The sequence below is a fragment of the Streptococcus sp. oral taxon 431 genome, from assembly GCF_001553685.1.
In the GTDB taxonomy this organism is placed as follows: domain Bacteria; phylum Bacillota; class Bacilli; order Lactobacillales; family Streptococcaceae; genus Streptococcus.
This window is the reverse complement of the sequence record NZ_CP014264.1, coordinates 1,906,228-1,932,756: the sequence shown is the minus strand read 5'-3', so window position 1 is coordinate 1,932,756 and position 26,529 is coordinate 1,906,228. Positions and strand designations below refer to the sequence as shown.

The window sequence follows — 26,529 nt, the reverse complement described above, 5'->3', positions numbered from 1 at the left end:
GGAGAGTGGTTGATTAGTAGGAAAAAATGAAAACGTATACAAAGCCGACATTACTCATTATCCAATTCGGATACGCTTATCATCATTTAGGAGAATACAAATGAAATTTAAAAAACTAGCTTGTACAGTACTTGCGGGTGCTGCGGTTCTATCTCTTGCTGCTTGTGGCAAATCAGATGCAAACAAAGATGCTGCTAGCTCTGGTAGTGACAGTGGAAAAACTGAAATCACTTGGTGGGCATTCCCAGTCTTTACTCAAGAAAAAACTGGCGATGGTGTAGGAACTTATGAAAAATCTATCATCGAAGCTTTTGAAAAAGCAAATCCAGATGTTAAAGTTAAACTAGAAACAATCGACTTCAAATCTGGACCTGAAAAGATCACTACAGCAATCGAAGCAGGAACTGCGCCAGACGTTCTCTTTGACGCACCAGGACGTATCATCCAATACGGTAAAAATGGTAAATTGGCTGAGTTGAACGACCTCTTTACAGATGAATTTGTTAAAGATGTCAACAACGAAAATATCATCCAAGCAAGTAAAGCTGGTGATAAAGCTTACATGTATCCAATCAGTTCTGCACCATTCTACATGGCTATGAACAAGAAAATGTTGGAAGATGCAGGAGTTGCAAACCTTGTAAAAGAAGGTTGGACAACTGATGACTTTGAAAAAGTTTTGAAAGCGCTTAAAGATAAAGGCTACACACCAGGTTCATTGTTCAGTTCAGGTCAAGGGGGAGACCAAGGAACACGTGCCTTCATCGCTAACCTTTATGGCGGATCTGTAACTGATAAAGAAGTAACAAAATACACAACTGACGATCCTAAATTCGTTAAAGGTCTTGAAAAAGCATCTAGCTGGATCAAAGATGGTTTGTTGAACAACGGTTCACAATTTGACGGTGGAGCAGACATCCAAAACTTTGCAAACGGTCAAACTTCTTACACAATCCTTTGGGCACCAGCTCAAAATGGTATCCAAGCTAAACTTTTGGAATCAAGTAAAGTTGAAGTGGTAGAAGTACCATTCCCATCTGATTCAGGTAAACCAGCTCTTGAATACCTTGTAAACGGATTTGCAGTATTTAACAACAAAGACGAAAAGAAAGTCGCAGCAGCTAAGAAATTCATCCAATTCATCGCAGATGACAAAGAATGGGGTCCTAAAGACGTAGTTCGTACAGGTGCATTCCCAGTTCGTACTTCATTTGGAAAACTTTATGATGACAAACGTATGGAAACAATCGGTAGCTGGACTCAATACTACTCACCATATTACAACACAATCGACGGATTTGCTGAAATGAGAACACTTTGGTTCCCAATGTTGCAAGCTGTATCAAATGGTGACGAACAACCTGCTGCAGCATTGAAAGCATTCACTGAAAAAGCGAATGAAACAATCAAAAAAGCAGCTAAATAATAAGCCCTAAATAAAAACTGAGTTCCCCCCTTTTCCCTGAGCATATCTGTGTATGAAAAGGGGGACTTTTGTTTGAAATAGAAGCAACTGACAGGTCAAAATTAAAATGAAGTTTTTACATTGACGAATCTTAGAAAAATTTCATTTTGATTTTAGATCAGGGTCAGATAACAGTCAAAAAAATAAAACTATGTGAAAGTGAGGTGCCGACTGTGAAAATCAATAAAATTCGCATGCGGGAAACTATTATTTCCTACGCATTCCTAGCACCAGTATTAATCTTCTTTACCGTCTTCGTTTTAGCTCCAATGATCATGGGCTTCATCACTAGTTTCTTCAACTATTCGATGACTAGCTTTGAGTTTGTGGGCTTGGACAACTACATCCGTATGTTTAAAGACCCTGTCTTTACAAAATCTTTGATTAATACCGTAATCTTGGTTATCGGGTCTGTACCAGTCGTTGTACTCTTCTCGCTCTTTGTAGCATCACAAACTTACCAACAAAATGCCATCGCTAGATCTTTCTACCGTTTCGTCTTCTTCCTTCCTGTAGTAACAGGTAGTGTTGCCGTAACAGTAGTATGGAAATGGATCTACGATCCTCTATCAGGTATTTTGAATTTCGTACTTAAGTCAAGCCATATCATTAGCCAAAACATTTCTTGGTTGGGTGATAAAAACTGGGCTTTGATGGCGATTATGATTATTCTTTTGACAACATCAGTTGGTCAGCCAATCATCCTTTACATCGCTGCAATGGGTAATATTGATAACTCACTTGTTGAAGCGGCGCGTGTCGACGGAGCTACTGAGTTACAAGTTTTCTGGAAGATTAAATGGCCAAGCCTCCTTCCAACAACTCTTTATATCGCAATCATTACAACCATCAACTCATTCCAGTGTTTCGCTTTGATTCAGCTTTTGACTTCAGGTGGTCCAAACTACTCAACAAGTACACTTATGTACTACCTATACGAGAAAGCCTTCCAATTGACTGAGTATGGCTATGCCAATACTATTGGTGTATTCTTGGCAGTTATGATCGCAATTGTCAGCTTTGTTCAATTTAAAGTACTTGGAAACGACGTAGAATATTAATAGAAAGGAGACAGCTATGCAATCTACACAAAAGAAACCTTTAACAGCTTTCACTGTTATTTCAACCATCTTCTTGCTTTTATTGACTGTACTGTTTATCTTTCCATTCTACTGGATTTTGACAGGTGCATTCAAATCACAACCAGATACCATTATGATTCCACCACAATGGTTCCCTAAAGCTCCAACAATGGAGAACTTCCAACAATTGATGGTGCAAAACCCAGCCTTACAATGGATGTGGAACTCAGTCTTCATTTCATTGGTAACTATGTTCTTGGTTTGTGCAACTTCTTCCCTAGCAGGTTATGTATTGGCTAAGAAACGTTTCTATGGACAACGCATTCTATTCGCTATCTTTATCGCTGCCATGGCTCTTCCAAAACAAGTTGTCCTAGTACCATTGGTACGTATCGTCAACTTCATGGGAATCCATGACACTCTTTGGGCGGTTATCTTGCCTTTAATCGGATGGCCATTTGGGGTCTTCCTCATGAAACAGTTCAGTGAAAACATTCCAACAGAATTGCTCGAATCTGCTAAGATTGATGGATGTGGTGAGATTCGTACTTTCTGGAGCGTAGCCTTCCCAATCGTGAAGCCAGGATTTGCAGCTCTTGCAATCTTTACCTTCATCAATACATGGAATGACTACTTTATGCAGTTGGTTATGTTGACATCTCGTAACAACTTGACCATCTCACTCGGGGTTGCGACTATGCAGGCTGAGATGGCAACCAACTATGGTTTAATTATGGCAGGGGCTGCTCTTGCAGCTGTGCCAATCGTAACAGTCTTCCTTGTCTTCCAAAAATCCTTCACTCAAGGTATTACTATGGGAGCCGTTAAAGGTTAATACTCTGCGAAAATTGAATATAGTACAATCTGTTTATCAGTATGCAGAAGTATAGTTGATAGACTAAGAGAATACAGGATATATAAGTGTCTACAAAATGGAGAGGAGTTGGTTACTTCACGAAGTTTTGTTAGACACTTATAAACTTACTGGCTAGACATTTTGTGTCTGAAGATAACAATCAGGTAAAGGAAATTACTATGATTTTTGATGATTTAAAAAACATTAGCTTTTACAAGGGAATTCATCCAAATCTCGATAAGGCTATTGATTATCTCTATGAGCATCGTAAGGATAGCTTTGAATTAGGCAAATACGAGATTGATGGAGATAAGGTTTTCTTAGTTGTACAGGAAAATGTTCTTAACCAAGAGGAAAATGATCTCTTTGAGCATCATAAAAAATATGCAGATTTGCATTTGTTGGTTGAAGGGCATGAGTACTCTAGCTATGGTTCTCGCATCAAAGATGAGGCTGTAGCCTTTGATGAAGCCAGCGATATTGGCTTTGTCCATTGTCATGAACAATACCCACTCTTGTTGGGATATCACAATTTTGCAGTCTTTTTCCCAGGTGAACCTCATCAGCCTAATGGCTATGCAGGTATGGAAGATAAAGTTCGCAAATACTTATTTAAAATTTTAATCGATTAGTCAGTTAGGAGGAGCAAACAATGGCACATAAAGGATCTGGATTGATAAAAGCGGCATTTGATACGGATAACTTTCTTATGCGATTTTGTGAGAAGGTTTTAGATATCGTGACGGTTAACCTACTCTTTGTTGTGTCTTGTTTGCCTATTGTGACAATCGGAGTAGCAAAAATTAGTCTCTATCAGACAATCTTCGAAGTTAAGAGTAGTCGTCGTGTTCCTGTTTTTAAAACGTATATAAGAGCCTTTAAGCAAAATTTGAAATTAGGTCTCCAGTTAGGTTTGTTGGAACTTGGAATTTTTCTGATTAGCGTTGTTGACTTATCTCTATTCTGGAGTCAAACCAGCCTAGGCTTCCAGCTCATTAAAGCCATTTGCTTGGGAATACTGATATTTTTAACCCTAGTTATGTTGGCTAGTTATCCAATTGCAGCACGATATGACTTGACTTGGAAAGAAGTTCTTCAAAAGGGCTTGCTTTTGGTCAGCTTTAACTTCGTGTGGTTCTTCTTGATGTTTGCAATTATTTTATTAATCATGATGCTTCTCTATCTATCAGGCTTCACTCTAGTGCTTGGTGGTTCAGCATTTCTACTTTTTGGCTTTGGCCTTCTTGCTTTTTGCCAAGCTGGATTAATGGAAAAATTGTTTGCTAAATATCAAGCAGATTGAAAATGATATGAAACTACTTTCAAACAAGAAAAGCTATGGGAGATGAATAGAAATTAAAATCTAAGTGGCTAAGATGTATTGAAAGCGCTTTTCACAAGGTGTATACTAAAATAGTAAAAAATCATCTGCCAAGAGCAGAAAATAAGAAATTTTAGGAGAAATCTATGTCAGATTTAAAAAAATATGAAGGTGTCATTCCTGCCTTCTACGCATGTTATGATGATGCGGGTGAAGTAAGCCCAGAACGTACTCGTGCCTTGGTGCAATACTTCATTGATAAAGGTGTTCAGGGGCTTTATGTCAACGGTTCTTCAGGTGAATGTATCTACCAAAGCGTAGAGGACCGCAAATTGATCTTGGAAGAAGTCATGGCAGTTGCTAAAGGTAAATTGACCATCATTGCTCATGTGGCTTGCAACAATACTAAAGACAGTATCGAACTTGCTCGCCATGCTGAAAGCTTGGGAGTAGATGCTATTGCAACAATCCCACCAATTTACTTCCGTTTGCCTGAGTACTCAGTTGCTAAATACTGGAACGACATTAGTGCAGCGGCACCAAATACAGACTACGTTATCTACAACATTCCTCAATTGGCAGGTGTTGCCTTGACTCCAAGTCTTTACACAGAAATGTTGAAAAACCCACGTGTCATTGGTGTTAAAAATTCTTCAATGCCAGTTCAAGATATCCAAACTTTTGTTAGTCTTGGTGGTGATGATCATATCGTCTTTAATGGTCCAGACGAACAATTCCTAGGTGGACGTCTCATGGGTGCAAAAGCTGGTATCGGTGGTACTTATGGTGCTATGCCAGAACTCTTCTTGAAACTCAACCAATTGATTGCAGATAAAGACCTAGAAACAGCGCGTGAATTGCAATATGCTATCAACGCTATCATCGGTAAATTGACTGCAGCTCATGGAAATATGTACGGCGTTATCAAAGAAGTCTTGAAAATCAATGAAGGACTTAATATCGGATCAGTTCGTTCTCCACTTACACCAGTGACCGAAGAAGATCGTCCAGTTGTAGAAGCAGCTGCGGCATTGATTCGTGAAACTAAGGAGCGTTTCCTCTAATCAATAGGAGATTTTATGACTAATTACGTTGCAATTGATATTGGTGGAACTAATATCAAATATGGTTTAATTGATCAGGATGGACAACTTGTAGAGTCTCACGAAGTAGCGACTGAGGCTCACAAGGGTGGTCCACACATTTTACAAAAAACAAAAGCTATCGTAGCTAGCTATCTAGAAAAAGGACCAGTATCAGGTGTAGCCATTTCCTCGGCGGGAATGGTTGATCCTGATAAGGGTGAGATTTTCTACGCTGGTCCACAGATTCCAAATTATGCCGGAACTCAATTTAAAAAGGAAATTGAAGAAAGCTTTAACATTCCTTGTGAAATTGAGAATGATGTCAACTGCGCAGGGCTAGCAGAAGCGGTTTCTGGATCTGGAAAAGGTGCAGGAATAACGCTTTGTTTGACCATCGGAACAGGTATCGGTGGTTGTTTAATCATTGATGGCCAGATTTTCCATGGATTTAGTAATTCTGCCTGTGAAGTTGGCTATATGCATATGCAGGATGGGGCTTTCCAAGATTTAGCTTCTACAACTGCCTTGGTTGAGTATGTAGCCAAGGCTCATGATGAGGAAGTGGCTCATTGGAATGGTCGCAGAATTTTCAAAGAAGCTACAGAAGGCAATAAACTCTGTATGGAGGGCATTGACCGTATGGTAGACTATCTTGGGAAAGGTCTTGCTAACATCTGTTATGTTGCCAATCCAGAGGTTGTTATACTAGGTGGTGGTATTATGGGGCAAGAAGCGATTTTGAAACCGAAAATTCGTACAGCTCTGAAAGATGCGCTTGTTCCGAGCTTAGCGGAAAAAACAAGATTAGAATTTGCGCGTCATCAAAATACTGCAGGTATGCTTGGAGCCTACTATCACTTCAAAACAAAACAATCCTAAGTTGGCCTTGCCAATTTAGGATTTTTTAGTCATAAAAAGTAAAATAATCATTTAGTAAAAATCTAGTTAAAACTTTGAAAACCCTTGCATTTTTTAATATAACATAGTATATTTATAATAATGCGAAAACTCTAGAAAAATTCTTGCTAATGGAAGCATTATTTTATTTTTTAAAAATGTAAGCGATTTCTACAATCTTATATTTACTCAAAATAAATAGCTCAGGGAAAGAATTTTAAGCTAGGGAATCAAACAAAAATTGTCGCCAGATTACACTGGGCTCGGGCAGTAGCTGACTGCTCTAGAAGATTAGGAGTATTTGATGAAACAATATTTTTTAGAAAAAGGTAGAATATTTAGTATTCGTAAACTGACTGTTGGTGTTGCTTCTGTCGCAGTCGGTCTTGCTTTTTTTGCATCTGGTAATGTTGCGGCTAGTGAACTTGTGACAGAACCAAAACTTGAAGTAGATAGTCAAGCAAAAGAAGTGGCAGATGTAGATCATGAAAAAGAAGAAGCAGTTAAAGAAGAAGTAACTGAAAAAACAGAACCTGCTGTCGAGAAAGTGGCAGAGGAAGGGAAAACTGCTGAAGTGGCTGGCGATTTACTCCCTGAAGAAATCCCTGACCGTGCCTATCCTGATACTCCAGTGAAAAAAGTGGATACTGCAGCTATTGTATCAGAAAAAGATAGTCCACAAGTAGAGACTGAAAGTATCTTAAAAGCGAAGGAAGAAACTCCATCTGAAGCTGGAAAAGAAAATAGAGCCATTATCAATGGTGGACAAGACCTTAAGCGCATCAATTATGAAGGTCAACCAGCAACATCTGCTACTATGGTTTATTCAATCTTTAGCTCACCTTTGGCCAATGGAGGTAGTCAGCGATACCTTAACTCAGGTTCAGGTATCTTTGTTGCTCCTAATGTCATCTTGACAGTGGCGCACAACTTCTTGGTCAAGGATGCGGATACTAATGCTGGTTCTATCCGTGGTGGTGATACGGCTAAGTTCTACTACAATGTAGGTTCAAATACTGCTAAGAATAATTCTTTACCAACTTCAGGGAACACTATTTTGTTCAAGGAAAAGGATATTCATTTCTGGAATAAAGAAAAATTCGGTGAAGGTTATAAGAATGACTTAGCCTTGGTTGTAGCTCCAGTTCCACTTTCAATTGCAAGTCCAAATAAGGCGGCTACCTTTACTCCTCTAGCAGATCATCGGGAATACAAAGCTGGAGAACCAGTGAGCACAATTGGCTATCCTACAGATTCAACTTCTCCAGAATTGAAGGAACCAATTGTTCCTGGTCAATTGTATAAGGCAGACGGTGTCGTTAGAGATACTGAAAAGTACGATGAAAATGGAGCTGTAGGTGTTACCTATCGTTTGACTTCTGTTTCTGGTCTTTCTGGTGGTGGAATTATTAACGGTGATGGTAAGGTCATTGGGATCCACCAACGTGGTACTGTTGATAATGCGAACATTGCTGAAAAAGATCGCTTTGGAGGAGGGCTTGTCCTCTCACCAGAACAATTGGCATGGGTCAAAGAAATCATTGATAAATACGGTGTTAAAGGCTGGTATCAAGGCGACAACGGCAATCGTTATTACTTTACTCCAGAGGGAGAAATGCTCAGAAATAAGACAGCTGTAATAGGTGAAAACAAATATTCCTTCGATGAAAGTGGTGTAGCGACTCTTCTTGAAGGTGTTGATTATGGACGAGTTGTTGTCGAACACCTAGACCAAAATGATAATCCAGTCAAAGAAAACGATACTTTTGTTGAAAAGACGGAAGTTGGAACTCAGTTCGACTATAACTATAAAACAGAAATTGAAAAGACTGACTTCTTCAAGAAGAATAAAGACAAATATGAGATTGTATCAATTGATGGCAAAGCTGTCAATAAACAGCTAAAAGATGCTTGGGAAGATGATTATAGCGTTGTGAGCAAGGCTCCTGCAGGAACTCGTGTCATCAAGGTGGTTTATAAGGTCAATAAAGGTTCCTTTGACGTTCATTATCGTTTGAAAGGTACAGACCAAGAATTAGCAACTGCAACTGTGGATAATAACGATGGTAAAGAATATGAAGTTTCCTTTGTTCACAGATTCCAAGCTAAAGAAATTACAGGCTACCGTGCAGTAAATGCAAGCCAAGAAGCAACAATCCAACATAAAGGAGTGAACCAAGTTATTTTTGAATACGAAAAAATTGAAGATCCAAAACCAGTAACTCCTGCAACTCCAGTAGTGGATCCAAAAGACGAAGAAACAGAAATTGGAAATTATGGACCACTTCCAAGCAAGGCTCAGTTGGACTACCACAAGGAAGAATTGGCTGCCTTCATCCACTATGGAATGAATACCTACACCAACTCTGAGTGGGGAAATGGTAGAGAAAATCCTCAAAACTTTAATCCAACTAACCTTGATACAGACCAGTGGATTAAGACTTTGAAGGATGCCGGGTTCAAACGAACAATCATGGTTGTCAAACACCACGACGGTTTTGTGATTTATCCATCTAAATATACAGACCATACGGTGGCTGCAAGTCCATGGAAAGACGGTAAGGGTGACCTTCTCGAAGAAATCTCTAAATCAGCAACTAAGTATGACATGAATATGGGTGTTTACCTATCACCATGGGATGCTAATAACCCTAAATATCATGTTTCAACTGAAAAAGAGTATAACGAATACTATCTCAACCAACTCAAGGAAATCCTTGGGAATCCTAAATACGGAAACAATGGTAAATTTATCGAAGTCTGGATGGACGGTGCGCGTGGTAGTGGAGCTCAAAAAGTAACCTACACCTTTGACGAATGGTTCAAGTACATCAAGGAAGCTGAAGGAGATATCGCTATCTTCTCTGCACAACCGACAAGTGTCCGTTGGATCGGTAATGAACGTGGTATCGCTGGAGATCCAGTTTGGCATAAGGTTAAGAAAGCTAAAATCACTGACGATGTGAAGAATGACTATCTCAACCATGGAGATCCAGAAGGAGATATGTACTCTGTCGGTGAAGCAGACGTTTCTATTCGTTCAGGTTGGTTCTACCATGACAATCAACAACCAAAATCAATCAAAGATTTGATGGATATCTACTTTAAGTCTGTTGGTCGTGGAACGCCACTTCTCCTCAATATTCCACCAAATAAAGAAGGTAAATTCGCAGATGTAGACGTGGCTCGCTTGAAAGAATTCCGAGCAACCTTGGATCAAATGTATGCGACTGACTTCGCCAAGGGAGCAACTGTAACGGCAAGCTCTACCCGTAAGAATCACTTGTACCAAGCAGGTAACCTAACAGATGGTAAGGATGATACTAGTTGGGCATTGTCAAATGATGCGAAGACAGGTGAATTTACTGTCGATCTCGGTCAAAAGAGACGCTTTGACGTAGTCGAACTCAAAGAAGATATTGCTAAAGGTCAACGTATCTCTGGATTTAAGGTTGAAGTTGAGCTCAATGGTCGATGGGTTCCATATGGAGAAGGTTCGACTGTTGGTTATCGTCGTCTTGTTCAAGGTCAACCTGTAGAAGCCCAAAAGATTCGTGTGACTATCACGAATTCACAAGCAACTCCTATTTTGACAAACTTCTCTGTTTATAAGACACCAAGTAGTATCGAAAAAACAGATGGCTATCCTCTAGGCTTGGATTACCATTCAAACACAACAGCTGACAAAGCAAATACAACCTGGTATGACGAATCTGAAGGCGTTCGTGGAACATCCATGTGGACCAATCAAAAAGATGCTAGCGTAACCTACCGTTTCAATGGAACTAAGGCTTATGTCGTATCTACAGTGGATCCAAATCATGGTGAAATGTCAGTTTATGTGGATGGTCAAAAGGTTGCAGACGTACAAACTAATAATGCAGCTCGTAAACGTAGCCAGATGGTTTATGAAACAGATGACTTGGCTCCAGGTGAACATACCATCAAACTCGTTAACAAAACTGGAAAAGCTATTGCAACTGAAGGTATCTACACGCTCAATAATGCTGGTAAAGGTATGTTTGAGTTGAAAGAAACAAGCTATGAAGTTCAAAAAGGCCAACCAGTTACTGTAACCATTAAACGTGTTGGTGGTAGCAAAGGAGCTGCAACAGTTCATGTCGTGACTGAACCAGGAACAGGGGTTCATGGTAAAGTTTATAAGGATACAACAGCTGATTTGACCTTCCAAGATGGTGAAACAGAAAAAACGTTGACCATTCCGACAATTGACTTTACGGAGCAAGCTGACTCTATCTTTGACTTCAAAGTGAAAATGACGAGTGCTTCAGACGAAGCATTGCTTGGCTTTGCTTCAGAAGCAACAATTCGAGTGATGAAAGCTGAATTGCTTCAAAAAGATCAAGTCAGTCATGATGATCAGGCAAGTCAACTTGACTATAGTCCAGGTTGGCACCATGAAACGAACTCAGCTGATAAATACCAAAATACAGAATCATGGGCATCGTTTGGACGTTTGACAGAAGAGCAGAAGAAAAATGCCAGCGTAACAGCCTACTTCTACGGAACAGGTCTTGAGATCAAAGGATATGTGGATCCAGGACATGGTATCTACAAGGTGACGTTAGATGGTAGAAGAGTCGAGTATCAAGATGGCCTAGGTAATGCGTCTGAATACAACGGTAAGAAGTACTTCAGTGGTACAGCTGCCACACGTCAAGGTAATCAGACTCTCGTTCGTTTAACAGGACTCGAAGAAGGTTGGCATGCTGTAACCTTGCAATTGGATCCAAAACGTAATGATACTACAAGAAACATTGGTATCCAAGTTGACCAGTTTATCACTCATGGAGAAGATAGTGCTCTTTATACCAAAGAAGAGTTGCTTCAAGCTATGAAAAACTGGAAGAATGAATTGGATAAATTTGATCAAACAAGTTTGAAGAACACTCCAGAGGCGCGTCAAGCCTTCAAGTCAAACTTGGACAAATTATCAGAGCAACTTTCAGCAAGTTCTGCAAATGCACAAGAAGTTCTGAAAACAGCTACAGCCTTGCAAACGATCCTTGATAAGGAAGAGAACTACGGTGTAGAAGAAACTCCAGCCCAACCAGAAGAGCCTAACTATGATAAGGCTATGGCAAGCTTGGCAGAGGCTATTCAAAACAAGACTAAAGAACTAGGTGATGATAAGGAAGCTAAGAAGAAACTAGTCGAGTTATCCGAGCAAGCTCTTACTGCTATTGAGGCAGCTAAGACTCAGGATGCGGTAGACAAAGCCTTGCAAGCAGCTCTAACTTCTATCAACCAACTTCAAGCGACTCCAAAAGAGGAACCAAAACCAGAGCAGCCAGCTCAACCAGAAGAGTCTAAGATTGACTACGATAAGGCTATGGCAAGCTTGGCAGAGGCTATTCAAAACAAGACTAAAGAACTAGGTGATGATAAGGAAGCTAAGAAGAAACTAGTCGAGTTATCCGAGCAAGCTCTCACTGCTATCGAAGCAGCTAAGACTCAGGATGCAGTAGATAAAGCTTTGCAAGCAGCTCTAACTTCTATCAACCAACTTCAAGCGACTCCGAAAGAGGAACCAAAACCAGAGGAGCCAGCTCAACCAGAAGAGTCTAAGATTGACTACGATAAGGCTATGGCAAGCTTGGCAGAGGCTATTCAAAACAAGAGCAAGGAACTAGGCAACGATAAAGAAGCTAAGAAGAAACTAGTTAAGTTATCCGAGCAAGCTATTACTGCTATTGAGGCAGCTAAGACTCAGGATGCGGTAGACAAAGCCTTGCAAGCAGCTCTAACTTCTATCAATCAACTCCAAGCGACTCCGAAAGAGGAAGCAAAACATTCAAATCTTCCGACTGAAGGTGTTAAAGAATTGAGCTTTACTCAACCAAGCCTTGAGGTAGTAGAAGAAGCTACCAACTTCAAGACAGTTAAACAAGAAGATCCAACTCTGCCAGAAGGTGAAACTCGTGTAACTCAGGTAGGTCGCGCAGGCAAGGAACGTATCTTAACAGAAGTAGCACCAGATGGAAGCCGTATTGAAAAACTGCATGAAGTTGTTGAAGTGGCGCAAGATGAGATTGTGCTAGTCGGAACTAAGAAAGAAGAATCAGGTAAAACAGAGGCAGCTATCCATGAAGTACCAGAGTTTACTGGTGGCGTAAATGGTTTGGAAGCAGCTATCCATGAAGTACCAGAGTTTACCGGTAGTGTGACTGGTTCTGGAGCAGCTATCCATGAAGTACCAGAGTTTACTGGTGGTGTAAATGGTTTGGAAGCAGCTGTCCACAGAGTTTCAAACTTTGAAGGAGGAGTTCCTGGTGGACAAGCACCTATTCATCAAGTACCAGGATTTACTGGTGGTGTAAATGGTTCTGGAGCAGCTATTCAGGAGATTGCCGAACACAAGGAAGAACAGTCGCGTGTAGCTCAGGCTATATCACCAGATAAGACTTATCAAGCACCTGCAAATCGTCAAAATGGTCTCCCTGAAACAGGCGCTAAAGAAACGGCTACTCTTGCAAGTTTGGGAGCTGTAGGAGCACTTCTTGGACTGGCTGCCATTGGAAAGAAAAAAGAAGACGAATAGAATCTGTCAAACTCAAGAAATACTGTTGAGGAAGTATAGATTTTGTGGAAATTATTGCAGAATATTAAAAAACTACTGTAATAACTGTCCAAACTTTAGAGATTGAAACCAATAACTAATCTCAATTATAAAAAGCGAACAAAATGAGTTTTCTGAGAGTCAGAATTCCGTCTTGTTCGCTTTTTTGGCTCTTTGTCAATTGTGATGAGCAAGCATTTGGTCAAGGTTGAGAGTGCTAGCCATTTGCTTCTTAGTGATGTAGGTAAGTTTCACATGGGTGTAAATCTTCTAGAAAGCTTAAACTCAAACTGCTGATTTTTAAGAGCAAACAAACTGTTCACAGACTGCTAGTTATGCATGTTTAAGCTTTTAAAACAGATTCTAGAAGGATTGAATTGCATTTTCTACTATACAATCCAGTTCACGTTTATGCTTGGTACAGTATGGGACAAGTGTTTAAAAGAGTGATTATCCTTGTACACTAGTGTCCACTTTTACAATTTTTCATGACCTTGAAAAGTTAGTATTTTATAGCTTTCGTGCCGAACTTATCCGTTTTATAGTATTTAAGTGGTTTAAGGTCAAATTGCTTGCTTTTGTCTACTAATAATGTATAATGAAAGTGGATAATAATAAAAAGGAGACTGCAATGTTTTTTAAACGTTCAAACGGTGAATTCCGTGAAACCGATCGTGTGACTCGGTTCAAATTGATTAAGTCGGGTAAGAATTGGTTGCGCGCATCTACTTCGAACTTTGGGCTTCTAAAAGTGATTCGTGGTCAAGTAGAAGAGACTATTGTAGCCGAAGTGCATGAAGATGCGGTGTCAGAAAAGGGACTGACAAGTCGAGTATTCTTAAAAGGGATCGTCGTGGCCGCAGCTGTTCTTAGTGCGACATCGCTTGTACATACTGGTCATGCAGATGAACTAGGAAAAGATGCAACAACTGCATCAGCTTTGGTTAGTGCACCTGCAGTTACAACAGAGTCAGAATCATTGAGTGAGCAAGGTTCTACGGACCAATCAGCAACTCTAAATGAATCTGCTACTGAAACAAAAGAAGATACAGTGGTTTCATCTGAACTAGTTGCAGATGCTCCTGTGTCTGAAGACAAAGCAATCTTGGAACAAAATGCTTCTGAAGCAGCTTTGTTGATTAACATCGCTGAAAAATACGCATCAAACCATCAAGATGCAGATCAAAAAGCAGCGATCCATGCGGCTGTTGCTAACCTTCAATCAGAATTGTCTGCAAGCACTAGTTTGGCCAATGCAACTGCTCAAGCTTATGCAGATCAACGTGCACGTTTGAGCAAGTCAGTGGATGAGCTGATGGCAGTCTTAACAGTGGCAGGTTTTGAAGGAAACACTACTGTTAACGGATCACCAGTAGTCTCTGCACAGTTGGATGCTCTTTCAACCTCAAATACTCTAACAGCTCCATCTGTTTCTCCAACAATGGATCAACCAAACGGTGCTTCAATTGAAGACCCAGCATGGAACAATGCAAATTATAAATTAGATCCAAATGCAGACCGTTATACTTATTCAATCTGGGATCTTCAAAACTGGGCAGGATCTGCAAATCAAGGTGGGGTGACCTATAGCAATGGTGGTTACTATGTAACGTTCTCAGTAGACCGTGCTACTACGGGGACTACAGAAGCTCCAAAAGTTCATGCTCGTTTGGTAGAAAAAGCTACTGGTAAAGAAGTAGAAGCGTTGGATATGACTGCTAACTCAACTTACCAATTTAAAACTTTGGTGCAAGCAAATCCAACTTATGCACCTCAATTTGATTATACGCTTAAAGAGTATGCGCAGATTCTTGGGACATGGACAAATAACCGAGATGCTGGTCCAAAAGCGGATGACAAATATAAACATCATATTCTTCAAGTTCTTGATTTAGCAAAACCTGGAAATGAAGGATCAACAAAACCAAACGTTCAAACAAAAATTCCTCGTGAAAAAATCACTCATACGACCTATTATAAAGTTGAGGGAACTAATGAAGAATTAGCTTCATATAGTCAAACCGGCATTGAAAGCCAAGCCTACAAGGCATCTAATCCGCGTTCATTTGAAGGCTACGAGTTCGTACGTACGGATGCTGAAAAAGATATGAGCGGTTTCTTAGGTGGTGTTGGAGCTAAGTACCTGGAACTTCAAGGTGGGCGCGCTCATTACTACGTGAAACGTATTGTTGAACAAATAGCGACAGACGGGACCTCAGTTGTTAAGTTATATGTCTTAGATCCGTCAAAAGTTTCATCTTACAACCCAGCAACTGATGTTAACACCCCTGATTTAAGTAATTATACATTGGTATATACCTCAGATCCTGTTAAGCCAGGAGAGAAACCAACACCTGCTGGAACAAAAGATGCAACTCACTCAGTTGGATTTGTTGATAGTAAGGATGGACAATACCATCTTAAAGTAGAAACTTATACTGATGGTGGGAATGGAAATGCGCGTTTGAGTGGTTGGTTCAATAAAGCCACTGGAGATGCCTTTACCGCTTCACCGCAGTTCTCAGTTGATGTTGATCCAGTTCGAAATAATACATCTAACATCATTGGTGGAAATACACCAGGAGATAAAGCTTCAGGCTATCCATCATTCTTTAATAACTATTCTCTTCCAACAGTCAAAGAAATTTCTACGAATGTAACTCACTATTACCGCAAATCAGATGTTAAAGGTAATGTCTACGTTCATTATCAAGATACAGAAGGTAAGACTATTAAGCCAGATGTAACCGATGAAAAAGATCAACCAGTTAATAAGGTCTACGATACAGTTGTAGACAATCGTCCGAACGAGATTACATTCGAAGGTAAGACTTACGAGTTAGTCCCAGCTGGTAACTACACAGTAGGTGAAGTTGATGACCAAGGACATCTTACATCATCAGATCCAACAACAGGTGCAGTTGCTAAAGAGGATAAGAATGTAACTTACATCTACAAACTTAAAGAAGGTGAAGTTGTTATCACTTATGTAGATGAAAATGGTAAAGAGATTCAAAAACCTCGTCAAGACACTCCAAATTCACCATATGACACACCATATGACACTACTGAGGAAGGTGAAAAACCTAACTTCATCAAGGCAGAAGATGGTAAGACATATAAGATCGTACCGAAGGGTGATTATCCTGTAGGTAAGGTTGATGAGAATGGACACCTTGAAAAGTCTGCCCCAGTTACAGGTAAGGTTACTAAACCAAAATCAACTATCACTTATGTTTATAAAGAAGTGAATGGTAATGTCTATGTACACTACGTTGATACAGAAGGTAAGACAATCAAGGACGATGTTACTGATGAAAAAGCTCAACCAGTAGACAAAGACTACGACACAGTTGTAGACAACCGTCCACAAGAGATTGAATTCGAAGGCAAGACTTACGAATTGGTTCCAGCTGGTACTTACACAGCCGGTGAAGTAGATGACCAAGGTCACCTTAAAACAACAGATCCAACAACTGGTAAGGTTATCGAAGGCAATAAGAATGTCACTTATGTCTACAAGTTGAAAGAAAAACCAAAAGGTGAAGTTGTTATCACTTATGTGGATGAGAAGGGTAAAGAGATTCAAAAACCTCGTCAAGACACTCCAAATTCACCATATGACACACCATATGACACTACTGAGGAAGGTGAAAAACCTAACTTCATCAAGGCAGAAGATGGTAAGACATATAAGATCGTACCGAAGGGTGATTATCCTGTAGGTAAGGTTGATGAGAATGGACACCTTGAAAAGTCTGACCCAGTTACAGGTAAGGTTACTAAACCAAAATCAACTATCACTTATGTTTATAAAGAAGTGAATGGTAATGTCTATGTACACTACGTTGATACAGAAGGTAAGACAATCAAGGACGATGTTACTGATGAAAAAGCTCAACCAGTAGACAAAGACTATGACACAGTTGTAGACAACCGTCCACAAGAGATTGAATTCGAAGGCAAGACTTACGAATTGGTTCCAGCTGGTACTTACACAGCCGGTGAAGTAGATGACCAAGGTCACCTTAAAACAACAGATCCAACAACTGGTAAGGTTATCGAAGGCAATAAGAATGTCACTTATGTCTACAAGTTGAAAGAAAAACCAAAAGGTGAAGTTGTTATCACTTATGTGGATGAGAAGGGTAAAGAGATTCAAAAACCTCGTCAAGACACTCCAAACTCACCATATGATACACCATATGACACTACTGAGGAAGGTGAAAAACCTAACTTTATCAAGGCAGAAGATGGTAAGGCCTATAAGATCGTACCGAAGGGTGATTATCCTGTAGGTAAGGTTGATGAGAATGGACACCTTGAAAAGTCTGACCCAGTTACAGGTAAGGTTACTAAACCAAAATCAACTATCACTTATGTTTATAAAGAAGTGAATGGTAATGTCTATGTCCACTATGTAGATACGGAAGGCAAGACAATCAAGTCAGATGTAACCGACGAAGATGCTCAACCAGTAGACAAAGACTACGACACAGTTGTAGACAACCGTCCACAAGAAATTGAATTCGAAGGCAAGACTTATGAATTGGTCCCAGCTGGTAACTACACAGTAGGTGAAGTAGATGACCAAGGTCACTTGAAGTCAACAGACCCAACAACTGGTAAGGTTATCGAAGGCAATAAGAATGTAACATATGTATACAAACTTAAAGAAACACCAGCTGAGCCTAATGGTAACGTTTATGTCCACTATGTAGATACGGAAGGCAAGACAATCAAGTCAGATGTAACCGACGAAGATGCTCAACCAGTAGACAAAGACTACGACACAGTTGTAGACAACCGTCCACAAGAGATTGAAAAAGACGGTAAGACTTATGAATTGGTCCCAGCTGGTAACTACACAGTAGGTGAAGTAGATGACCAAGGTCACTTGAAGTCAACAGACCCAACAACTGGTAAGGTTATCGAAGGCAATAAGAATGTAACATATGTATACAAACTTAAAGAAACACCAGCTGAGCCTAAGGGTAACGTTTATGTCCACTATGTAGATACGGAAGGCAAGACAATCAAGTCAGATGTAACCGACGAAGATGCTCAACCAGTAGACAAAGACTACGACACAGTTGTAGACAACCGTCCACAAGAGATTGAATTCGAAGGCAAGACTTATGAATTGGTCCCAGCTAGTAACTACACAGTAGGTGAAGTAGATGACCAAGGTCACTTGAAGTCAACAGACCCAACAACTGGTAAGGTTATCGAAGGCAATAAGAATGTAACATATGTATACAAACTTAAAGAAACACCAGCTGAACCTAAGGGTAATGTTTATGTACACTACGTTGATACAGAAGGTAAGACAATCAAGTCAGATGTAACCGACGAAGATGCTCAACCAGTAGACAAAGACTACGACACAGTTGTAGACAACCGTCCACAAGAGATTGAATTCGAAGGCAAGACTTATGAATTGGTCCCAGCTGGTAACTACACAGTAGGTGAAGTAGATGACCAAGGTCACCTTACATCATCAGATGACACAACAGGTAAAGTAGCTGAACAAGATAAGAACGTTACTTACATCTACAAGCTTAAAGAAGAACCAGTTCAACCAAAAGGTAGTGTCTATGTACACTATAAAGATACAGAAGGCAATGAGCTTAAAGCTTCTGTAACGGATATGGATAAAGAACCAGTTGATTCAGCTTACGATACAGTCGTAGACAACCGTCCAAAAGAAATCGAAAAAGATGGTAAGACTTATGTATTGGTACCAGCCGGTAACTACCCAGTAGGTGAAGTAGATGACCAAGGTCACCTTACATCATCAGATGACACAACAGGTAAAGTAGCTGAACAAGATAAGAACGTTACTTACATCTACAAGCTTAAAGAAGAACCAGTTCAACCAAAAGGTAGTGTCTATGTACACTATAAAGATACAGAAGGCAATGAGCTTAAAGCTTCTGTAACGGATATGGATAAAGAACCAGTTGATTCAGCTTACGATACAGTCGTAGACAACCGTCCAAAAGAAATCGAAAAAGATGGTAAGACTTATGTATTGGTACCAGCCGGTAACTACCCAGTAGGTGAAGTAGATGACCAAGGTCACCTTACATCATCAGATGACACAACAGGTAAAGTAGCTGAACAAGATAAGAACGTAACATATGTATACAAACTTAAAGAAACACCAGCTGAGCCTAAGGGTAACGTTTATGTCCACTATGTAGATACGGAAGGCAAGACAATCAAGTCAGATGTAACCGACGAAGATGCTCAACCAGTAGACAAAGACTACGACACAGTTGTAGACAACCGTCCACAAGAGATTGAAAAAGACGGTAAGACTTATGAATTGGTCCCAGCTGGTAACTACACAGTAGGTGAAGTAGATGACCAAGGTCACTTGAAGTCAACAGACCCAACAACTGGTAAGGTTATCGAAGGCAATAAGAATGTAACCTATGTATACAAACTTAAAGAAACACCAGCTGAGCCTAAGGGTAACGTTTATGTCCACTATGTAGATACGGAAGGCAAGACAATCAAGTCAGATGTAACCGACGAAGATGCTCAACCAGTAGACAAAGACTACGATACAGTTGTAGACAACCGTCCACAAGAGATTGAAAAAGACGGTAAGACTTACGAATTGGTCCCAGCTGGTAACTACACAGTAGGTGAAGTAGATGATCAAGGTCACTTGAAGTCAACAGACCCAACAACTGGTAAGGTTATCGAAGGTGATAAGAATGTAACATATGTATACAAACTTAAAGAAACACCAGCTGAGCCTAAGGGTAACGTTTATGTCCACTACGTTGATACAGAAGGTAAGACAATCAAGTCAGATGTAACCGACGAAGATGCTCAACCAGTAGACAAAGACTACGACACAGTTGTAGACAACCGTCCACAAGAGATTGAAAAAGACGGTAAGACTTATGAATTGGTCCCAGCTGGTAACTACACAGTAGGTGAAGTAGATGACCAAGGTCACTTGAAGTCAACAGACCCAACAACTGGTAAGGTTATCGAAGGTGATAAGAATGTAACCTATGTATACAAACTTAAAGAAACACCAGCTGAGCCTAAGGGTAACGTTTATGTCCACTACGTTGATACAGAAGGTAAGACCATCAAGTCAGATGTAACCGACGAAGATGCTCAACCAGTGGACAAAGACTACGACACAGTTGTAGACAACCGTCCACAAGAGATTGAAAAAGACGGTAAGACTTACGAATTGGTCCCAGCTGGTAACTACACAGTAGGTGAAGTAGATGATCAAGGTCACTTGAAGTCAACAGACCCAACAACTGGTAAGGTTATCGAAGGTGATAAGAATGTAACCTATGTATACAAACTTAAAGAAACACCAGCTGAGCCTAAGGGTAACGTTTATGTCCACTACGTTGATACAGAAGGTAAGACCATCAAGTCAGATGTAACCGACGAAGATGCTCAACCAGTGGACAAAGACTACGACACAGTTGTAGACAACCGTCCACAAGAGATTGAAAAAGACGGTAAGACTTACGAATTGGTCCCAGCTGGTAACTACACAGTAGGTGAAGTAGATGATCAAGGTCACTTGAAGTCAACAGACCCAACAACTGGTAAGGTTATCGAAGGCGATAAGAATGTAACCTATGTATACAAACTTAAAGAAACACCAGATAAACCTGTAGATCCAACATCAGGTAAACCGGTTTCGGAACAACCAGCTGATCCAACATCGGCTAAGGAACAACTTCCAAATACTGGTGAAACTACATCTGCAGGATCAACTGTACTCGGAGTAGTTGCAGGACTTGTAGGATTGGCAACACTTGGACGTCGTAAGAAGGAAGACGAAAAATAGTCATCTTTCTTAGGAGAGTAATGTTACTTTATTTAAAATAACAACTCAACATAGAAAAGAGAAGCTATCCCCCACTTTAGGGATAACATTTAGAAAATCTTTTCAACATAAAACGCATAATATCAAGGTTTTTGAATATCTGATATTATGCGTTTTTCTGATTTTAAAGATCTTTTAGCCAACCTCTTTTTATGCATTGGGGAAACAAGTCTTTCTATGAGATAAAGCCCCTCATAGATCCCCACAAAAGGAAGAACCCAAATAAAGTTTTTATAGTAGATTGAAATAAGATATGAATAAAGAGATTAGGAAACTCAAGTTAATTTCTAAAAACGTTTTAGAATCCTTAGCGGATATAATCCAAGGTGAAGCTGACGTGGTTTGAAGAGATTTTCGAAGAGTATAAAAACCAGCGACTTTAATCGCTGGTTGCTTATATGATTATTCATTTGATAGGGGTGAAGGCTTATCTAGACCTTCTATTTCTACGATAGCCGTTTAGTTTTTTATTTTCCCAATAACTGTTAAAGATTTTTTCTTTACTTTCACGATCAATTTCTAGGAAATAAGCATAGAGTAGATCGATTAAGATCAACATAGGAAGTTGGGCAGAAATGCGTTGGATATAGGAAGCCTGACTCTGGCTTGCTACCAATACAGTTTCTGTGAAGGCCTGAGTTTCCTTGCTAGGTGTACTCGTAAAAAGAACAGTTTTAGCCCCCATATCTTGAGCGTCTAGTAGACTGTCAATGATGGATGGAGTTGTTCCAGAAAGGGAGAAACCAAAGACCAAACATTTTTCATCGATGATACTGGTCGTCCAGGCGAATCCATCTGGATCTGTTAAAGCTTCACAAACGACACCTAGTCTCATGAAACGCAATTTCATCTCACGCGCAACTAGGCCAGAACTTCCAGTCCCAAAAAAATAGACGCGTTCTGATTGATCAATCATTTGGGCAATACGCTCCAGTTGGTCATCATCAATCAATTCTTGTGTCATTTCTCGGATATTTGTATAGCTTCTCAAGACTCTTTGTGTCAAAGGATTCATATCTTGTTGAGGAACGGAAAGGGTATCCTTTTGTTGTTGGTATTTGAAAATAAATTCCCGATAGCCCGTAAAGCCACATTTTTTGGCAAAACGAGTGAGAGCCGCTTGAGAAATATGAAGTTTTTGAGTGACTTGCTGAGAAGACAAGTCATCATGAATGGTATCTGCCTGCAAAAAATAGCGGGCAATCTCTTGCTCTAAATCGGTCATTTCTTCAAAGTGAAGATCAATAATCGTAGAGATGTCTGGCTTGTTCATGGGACTCCTTTGTAGTTATTTGTTAAACATTATTTGTCAATAAAACCTAACAAATAAAATAGCGCTTACTTTTATTATACCACAGTTGCTTTGTTTTTGGGATAAAAAGGAAAAGTCTTTTCTTTTTCCATAATTTTCTCATCAAATTATGGTACAATGAAGAGTAAGATTTTGATTAGAAATGAGACTGATTTGTATGAGAAAATTCAACAGCCATTCGATACCGATTCGGCTTAATTTATTGTTTGCAATCGTTATATTGCTCTTCATGACCATTATTGGTCGCTTGCTCTATATGCAAGTCGTGAACAAGGATTTCTATGAAGCTAAGTTAGCATCTGCTAGCCAAACTAGGGTAACAACGGGTTCTGCTCGAGGAGAAATCTATGACGCGGCTGGAAAACCCTTGGTAGAAAATACCGTTAAACAAGTAGTGGCTTTCACACGAAGCAATAAGATGACAGCTACGGATTTAAAGGATATTTCTACTAAGCTCCTAGCTTATGTGACAGTTTCCTCGCCAGATTTGACGCAACGTCAAATGGCTGACTATTATCTAGCGGACCCAGCTGTCTATAAAAAAACGGTAGAGGCTCTTCCTAAGGATAAGCGTTTTGATTCTGATGGTAATCAGCTGTCTGAAGCTCAACTTTATAACAATGCTGCTGAGAGTATCACTTCTGATCAACTGAACTATTCAGAGGATGAGAAAAAGATTATCTACCTCTTTAACCAGCTCAATGCAGTTGGTAATTTTGCGACAGGGAATATTCAAACCGACCCCTTAAGTGACACACAGGTGGCCATCATTGCTTCAGCTTCCAAGGAATTACCTGGTATTAGCATTTCAACTTCGTGGGATAGAAAGGTTTTAGAAACCTCGCTTTCATCTATCGTTGGAAGTGTCTCTAGTGAGAAATCAGGTCTTCCAGCTGAGGATGTGGATGCTTATTTGCAAAAAGGCTATTCACTTAATGACCGTGTTGGAACTTCTTATCTAGAGAAACAATACGAAGAAGTTCTACAAGGGAAGCGTACCGTAAAAGAAATCCATCTCGACAAATATGGTGATATGGAGAGTGTGGAAAATGTCGAAGAAGGTAGCAAGGGCAAAAACATTAAGTTGACCATTGATTTGACCTTCCAAGACAGTGTGGATAATCTTCTGAAAAGCTACTTCGATTCAGAACTATCAAATGGTGGAGCAAAATATTCAGAAGGTGTCTATGCAGTAGCTCTCAATCCTAAGACGGGTGCTGTGTTAGCTATGTCAGGGATTAAACATAATCTGGAAACGGGTGAATTGACCTCAGACTCGCTGGGGACTGTGACCAATGTCTTTGTACCGGGTTCTGTCGTTAAAGCGGCTACCATCAGCTCAGGCTGGGAAAATGGTGTTCTTAAGGGGAACCAGACCTTGACAGACCAGCCAATCGTTTTCCAAGGATCCCCAGCTATCAATTCTTGGTATACTCTTGCTTATGGTTCTTTCCCAATTACAGCAGTCGAGGCTTTGGAATACTCTTCTAATGCCTATATGATTCAAACTGCTTTGGGAATGATGGGTCAAACCTATCAACCAGATATGACAGTTAAGACCGACAAACTAGAGTCTGCGATGGGAAAACTACGCGCGACTTTTAGTGAGTATGGTTTGGGTGCTTCTACAGGAATTGATTTGCCAGAGGAATCAACAGGATTTATTCCTAAAAACTTTGACTTGGCTAATTATCTGTACAATGCTTTTGGACAGTTTGATAACTATACGCCGATGCAGTTAGCCCAGTATGTGGCAACAATCGCTAATAATGGTGTTCGTTTGGCTCCTCATATCGTAGAAGGAGTCTATGATAATAATGAGCAAGGCGGTCTAGGAAATTTGATTCAGCAAACAACTAGCACCGAATTGAATAAAATCAATATTTCTGAGTCAGATATGGCCATCCTACAAAAAGGATTTTACCAAGTGTCGCACGGAACAAGTGCTCTTACGACAGGTCGTCCCCTTCTAAACGGGGCAACGGTCTCTATCAGTGGTAAGACAGGTACAGCCGAAAGTTATGTAGCCGATGGTCAAAAGGCTACCAATACCAATGCGGTTGCCTATGCCCCATCAGATAACCCTCAGATTGCAGTTGCAGTTGTATTCCCACATAATACCAATCTCAGCAATACGATCGGACCTTCGATTGCCCGAGATATTATCAATCTATACAACCAACACCATCCAATGAACTAGAAAGGAAGCTATGCTTTACCCAACACCTATTGCTAAGTTGATTGACAGCTATTCTAAACTTCCAGGTATCGGGATTAAGACAGCGACCCGACTGGCCTTTTATACCATTGGAATGTCGGATGATGACGTCAATGAATTCGCAAAAAATCTTCTGGCAGCTAAACGAGAATTGACCTATTGTTCAATCTGCGGACGCTTGACAGATGATGATCCTTGTTCCATCTGTACGGATCCTAGTCGTGACCAGACTACTATCCTAGTATTAGAGGATAGCCGAGACGTAGCAGCTATGGAGAATATCCAAGAATACCATGGACTCTATCATGTCTTGCACGGCTTGATTTCACCAATGAATGGGATTAGTCCTGACGATATCAATCTTAAAAGTCTCATGACTCGTCTCATGGATAGCGAGGTTTCAGAGATCATCGTGGCGACCAATGCAACTGCTGATGGTGAGGCGACTTCTATGTACATCTCTCGACTTCTCAAGCCAGCAGGAATCAAGGTTACTCGTCTAGCACGAGGTTTAGCAGTCGGAGCTGATATCGAATATGCGGATGAAGTAACGCTCTTAAGAGCTATTGAAAATCGTACCGAACTCTAGTTTGTAAGGTTAAGGATAGATGCAATGAACTAGCAGATAATCATTTAAAAGTACAAAGAGCCTGAATCCCATTTTGACTCAGGTTCTTTTCTTGTTTTTTGCTGTACAAGTTTAAAAAAATAGACAAATGTGATATACTAAAGAGCAAGTATTCTAGTAGAAATAGGACAATCATATGAAACAAACAATTATTCTATTATACGGTGGACGCAGTGCAGAACGTGAAGTGTCTGTATTGTCAGCTGAGAGTGTCATGCGTGCGGTTAACTATGATCGTTTCGCAGTAAAAACCTTCTTTATCAGCCAGTCTGGAGACTTTATCAAAACCCAAGAATTTACCCAAACACCTGGACAAGACGAACGTCTCATGACCAATGAAACGATCGATTGGGACAAGAAAATTGCTCCAAGTGCTATCTACGAAGAAGGAGCGGTTGTTTTTCCAGTTCTTCATGGACCTATGGGAGAAGATGGTTCCGTTCAAGGTTTCTTAGAAGTCTTGAAAATGCCTTATGTCGGTTGTAACATCCTATCTTCAAGCCTTGCCATGGATAAAATCACAACTAAGCGTGTATTAGAGTCTGCTGGGATTGCCCAAATTCCTTACGTAGCGATTGTTGAAGGGGATGACTTGGCTTCTAAGATTGCAGAAGTTGAAGACAAATTAAACTATCCAGTCTTTACCAAGCCATCCAATATGGGTTCTAGTGTTGGTATTTCTAAGTCTGAAAATAAAGAGGAACTCCATCAAGCTCTCGAACTCGCCTTTAAATATGATAGCCGTGTCTTGATAGAGCAAGGCGTCAATGCCCGTGAAATCGAAGTTGGCCTCTTAGGGAACTATGATGTCAAGAGCACTCTTCCTGGTGAAGTTGTCAAAGACGTAGCCTTCTATGACTATGATGCTAAGTATATCGATAACAAGATCACCATGGATATCCCGGCTAAGATTAGCGATGATGTAATAGCTCTTATGCGTAAAAATGCCGAAACTGCCTTCCGTGCTATCGGTGGACTTGGATTGTCGCGTTGCGACTTCTTCTATACAGATAAGGGAGAAGTTTTCCTAAATGAGTTAAATACCATGCCAGGCTTCACTCAATGGTCTATGTATCCCTTGCTTTGGGACAATATGGGAATTTCTTATCCAGAATTAATCGAACGTTTGGTTGACCTTGCTAAGGAAAGTTTTGACAAGCGTGAAGCGCACCTATTGTAAAGACAGACATAAGGGCGAGGAAGGAC

The 26,529-nt window shown here is 40.2% G+C and carries 13 protein-coding genes; 12 read left to right on the top strand and 1 reads right to left on the bottom strand.

The window, feature by feature from the left end; genetic code table 11:
* The first annotated feature begins 100 nt into the window (after window positions 1-100).
* The 9 genes from AXE83_RS09030 (at window position 101) to AXE83_RS11090 (ending at window position 21,126) form a co-directional block, all read left to right on the top strand.
* Window positions 101-1,426 (top strand): ABC transporter substrate-binding protein, encoded by a 1,326-nt coding sequence (locus tag AXE83_RS09030; RefSeq protein ID WP_049502843.1) that lies wholly within the window; start codon window positions 101-103, stop codon window positions 1,424-1,426.
* 233 nt (window positions 1,427-1,659) lie between these two features.
* A complete protein-coding gene (locus AXE83_RS09025) occupies window positions 1,660-2,526 on the top strand; it encodes a carbohydrate ABC transporter permease (protein WP_083501025.1) in 867 nt (288 codons plus the stop codon).
* 16 nt (window positions 2,527-2,542) lie between these two features.
* The gene (locus AXE83_RS09020; RefSeq protein ID WP_004250812.1) at window positions 2,543-3,382 is read left to right on the top strand and encodes a carbohydrate ABC transporter permease; all 840 of its coding nucleotides are present in this window, start codon (window positions 2,543-2,545) and stop codon (window positions 3,380-3,382) included.
* 200 nt (window positions 3,383-3,582) lie between these two features.
* A complete protein-coding gene (locus tag AXE83_RS09015; RefSeq protein WP_060956202.1) occupies window positions 3,583-4,035 on the top strand; it encodes a YhcH/YjgK/YiaL family protein in 453 nt (150 codons plus the stop codon).
* Window positions 4,036-4,055: 20 nt separating this feature from the next.
* Window positions 4,056-4,706, top strand: a complete 651-nt coding sequence (locus AXE83_RS09010) for a YesL family protein (RefSeq protein WP_060956201.1) — start codon at window positions 4,056-4,058, stop codon at window positions 4,704-4,706.
* A 164-nt stretch (window positions 4,707-4,870) separates the two neighbouring features.
* Window positions 4,871-5,788: a dihydrodipicolinate synthase family protein gene (locus AXE83_RS09005; RefSeq protein ID WP_049529758.1), complete on the top strand. Its 918-nt coding sequence runs from the start codon at window positions 4,871-4,873 to the stop codon at window positions 5,786-5,788.
* Between the two features lie 15 nt (window positions 5,789-5,803).
* Window positions 5,804-6,688 carry an ROK family protein gene (locus AXE83_RS09000; protein WP_060956200.1) on the top strand — a complete coding sequence of 295 codons (885 nt, stop codon included), beginning with the start codon at window positions 5,804-5,806 and terminating at the stop codon, window positions 6,686-6,688.
* A gap of 322 nt (window positions 6,689-7,010) precedes the next feature.
* A complete protein-coding gene (locus tag AXE83_RS08995) occupies window positions 7,011-13,268 on the top strand; it encodes an SIALI-17 repeat-containing surface protein (protein ID WP_060956199.1) in 6,258 nt (2,085 codons plus the stop codon).
* A 649-nt stretch (window positions 13,269-13,917) separates the two neighbouring features.
* Window positions 13,918-21,126, top strand: a complete 7,209-nt coding sequence (locus AXE83_RS11090; protein WP_060956198.1) for an accessory Sec-dependent serine-rich glycoprotein adhesin — start codon at window positions 13,918-13,920, stop codon at window positions 21,124-21,126.
* Between the two features lie 466 nt (window positions 21,127-21,592).
* Here the strand turns inward: AXE83_RS11090 and AXE83_RS08985 are convergent, their stop codons facing one another.
* On the bottom strand, window positions 21,593-22,438 hold the full coding sequence (locus AXE83_RS08985) for a MurR/RpiR family transcriptional regulator (protein WP_060956197.1): 846 nt from the start codon (window positions 22,436-22,438) through the stop codon (window positions 21,593-21,595).
* Between the two features lie 196 nt (window positions 22,439-22,634).
* On the opposite strand from AXE83_RS08985, the gene pbp2b reads away from it, so the two are divergent.
* From pbp2b to AXE83_RS08970, 3 genes are all read left to right on the top strand, one after another.
* Window positions 22,635-24,677, top strand: coding sequence for a penicillin-binding protein PBP2B (gene pbp2b / locus AXE83_RS08980; protein WP_060956196.1), 2,043 nt, complete (start codon window positions 22,635-22,637; stop codon window positions 24,675-24,677).
* A gap of 10 nt (window positions 24,678-24,687) precedes the next feature.
* Window positions 24,688-25,284 carry a recombination mediator RecR gene (gene recR, locus AXE83_RS08975; RefSeq protein WP_060956195.1) on the top strand — a complete coding sequence of 199 codons (597 nt, stop codon included), beginning with the start codon at window positions 24,688-24,690 and terminating at the stop codon, window positions 25,282-25,284.
* Between the two features lie 175 nt (window positions 25,285-25,459).
* Window positions 25,460-26,503, top strand: a complete 1,044-nt coding sequence (locus AXE83_RS08970) for a D-alanine--D-alanine ligase (RefSeq protein WP_060956194.1) — start codon at window positions 25,460-25,462, stop codon at window positions 26,501-26,503.
* The last annotated feature ends 26 nt before the right edge of the window (window positions 26,504-26,529 follow it).

What these genes read in the sequence shown, in the direction of transcription:
- AXE83_RS09030 (WP_049502843.1), top strand. Translation starts at nt 101, where the DNA reads ATGAAATTTAAAAAACTAGCTTGTACAGTACTTGCGGGTGCTGCGGTT.
- AXE83_RS09025 (WP_083501025.1), top strand. Translation starts at nt 1,660, where the DNA reads ATGCGGGAAACTATTATTTCCTACGCATTCCTAGCACCAGTATTAATC.
- AXE83_RS09020 (WP_004250812.1), top strand. Translation starts at nt 2,543, where the DNA reads ATGCAATCTACACAAAAGAAACCTTTAACAGCTTTCACTGTTATTTCA.
- AXE83_RS09015 (WP_060956202.1), top strand. Translation starts at nt 3,583, where the DNA reads ATGATTTTTGATGATTTAAAAAACATTAGCTTTTACAAGGGAATTCAT.
- AXE83_RS09010 (WP_060956201.1), top strand. Translation starts at nt 4,056, where the DNA reads ATGGCACATAAAGGATCTGGATTGATAAAAGCGGCATTTGATACGGAT.
- AXE83_RS09005 (WP_049529758.1), top strand. Translation starts at nt 4,871, where the DNA reads ATGTCAGATTTAAAAAAATATGAAGGTGTCATTCCTGCCTTCTACGCA.
- AXE83_RS09000 (WP_060956200.1), top strand. Translation starts at nt 5,804, where the DNA reads ATGACTAATTACGTTGCAATTGATATTGGTGGAACTAATATCAAATAT.
- AXE83_RS08995 (WP_060956199.1), top strand. Translation starts at nt 7,011, where the DNA reads ATGAAACAATATTTTTTAGAAAAAGGTAGAATATTTAGTATTCGTAAA.
- AXE83_RS11090 (WP_060956198.1), top strand. Translation starts at nt 13,918, where the DNA reads ATGTTTTTTAAACGTTCAAACGGTGAATTCCGTGAAACCGATCGTGTG.
- AXE83_RS08985 (WP_060956197.1), bottom strand. Translation starts at nt 22,438, where the DNA reads ATGAACAAGCCAGACATCTCTACGATTATTGATCTTCACTTTGAAGAA.
- pbp2b (WP_060956196.1), top strand. Translation starts at nt 22,635, where the DNA reads ATGAGAAAATTCAACAGCCATTCGATACCGATTCGGCTTAATTTATTG.
- recR (WP_060956195.1), top strand. Translation starts at nt 24,688, where the DNA reads ATGCTTTACCCAACACCTATTGCTAAGTTGATTGACAGCTATTCTAAA.
- AXE83_RS08970 (WP_060956194.1), top strand. Translation starts at nt 25,460, where the DNA reads ATGAAACAAACAATTATTCTATTATACGGTGGACGCAGTGCAGAACGT.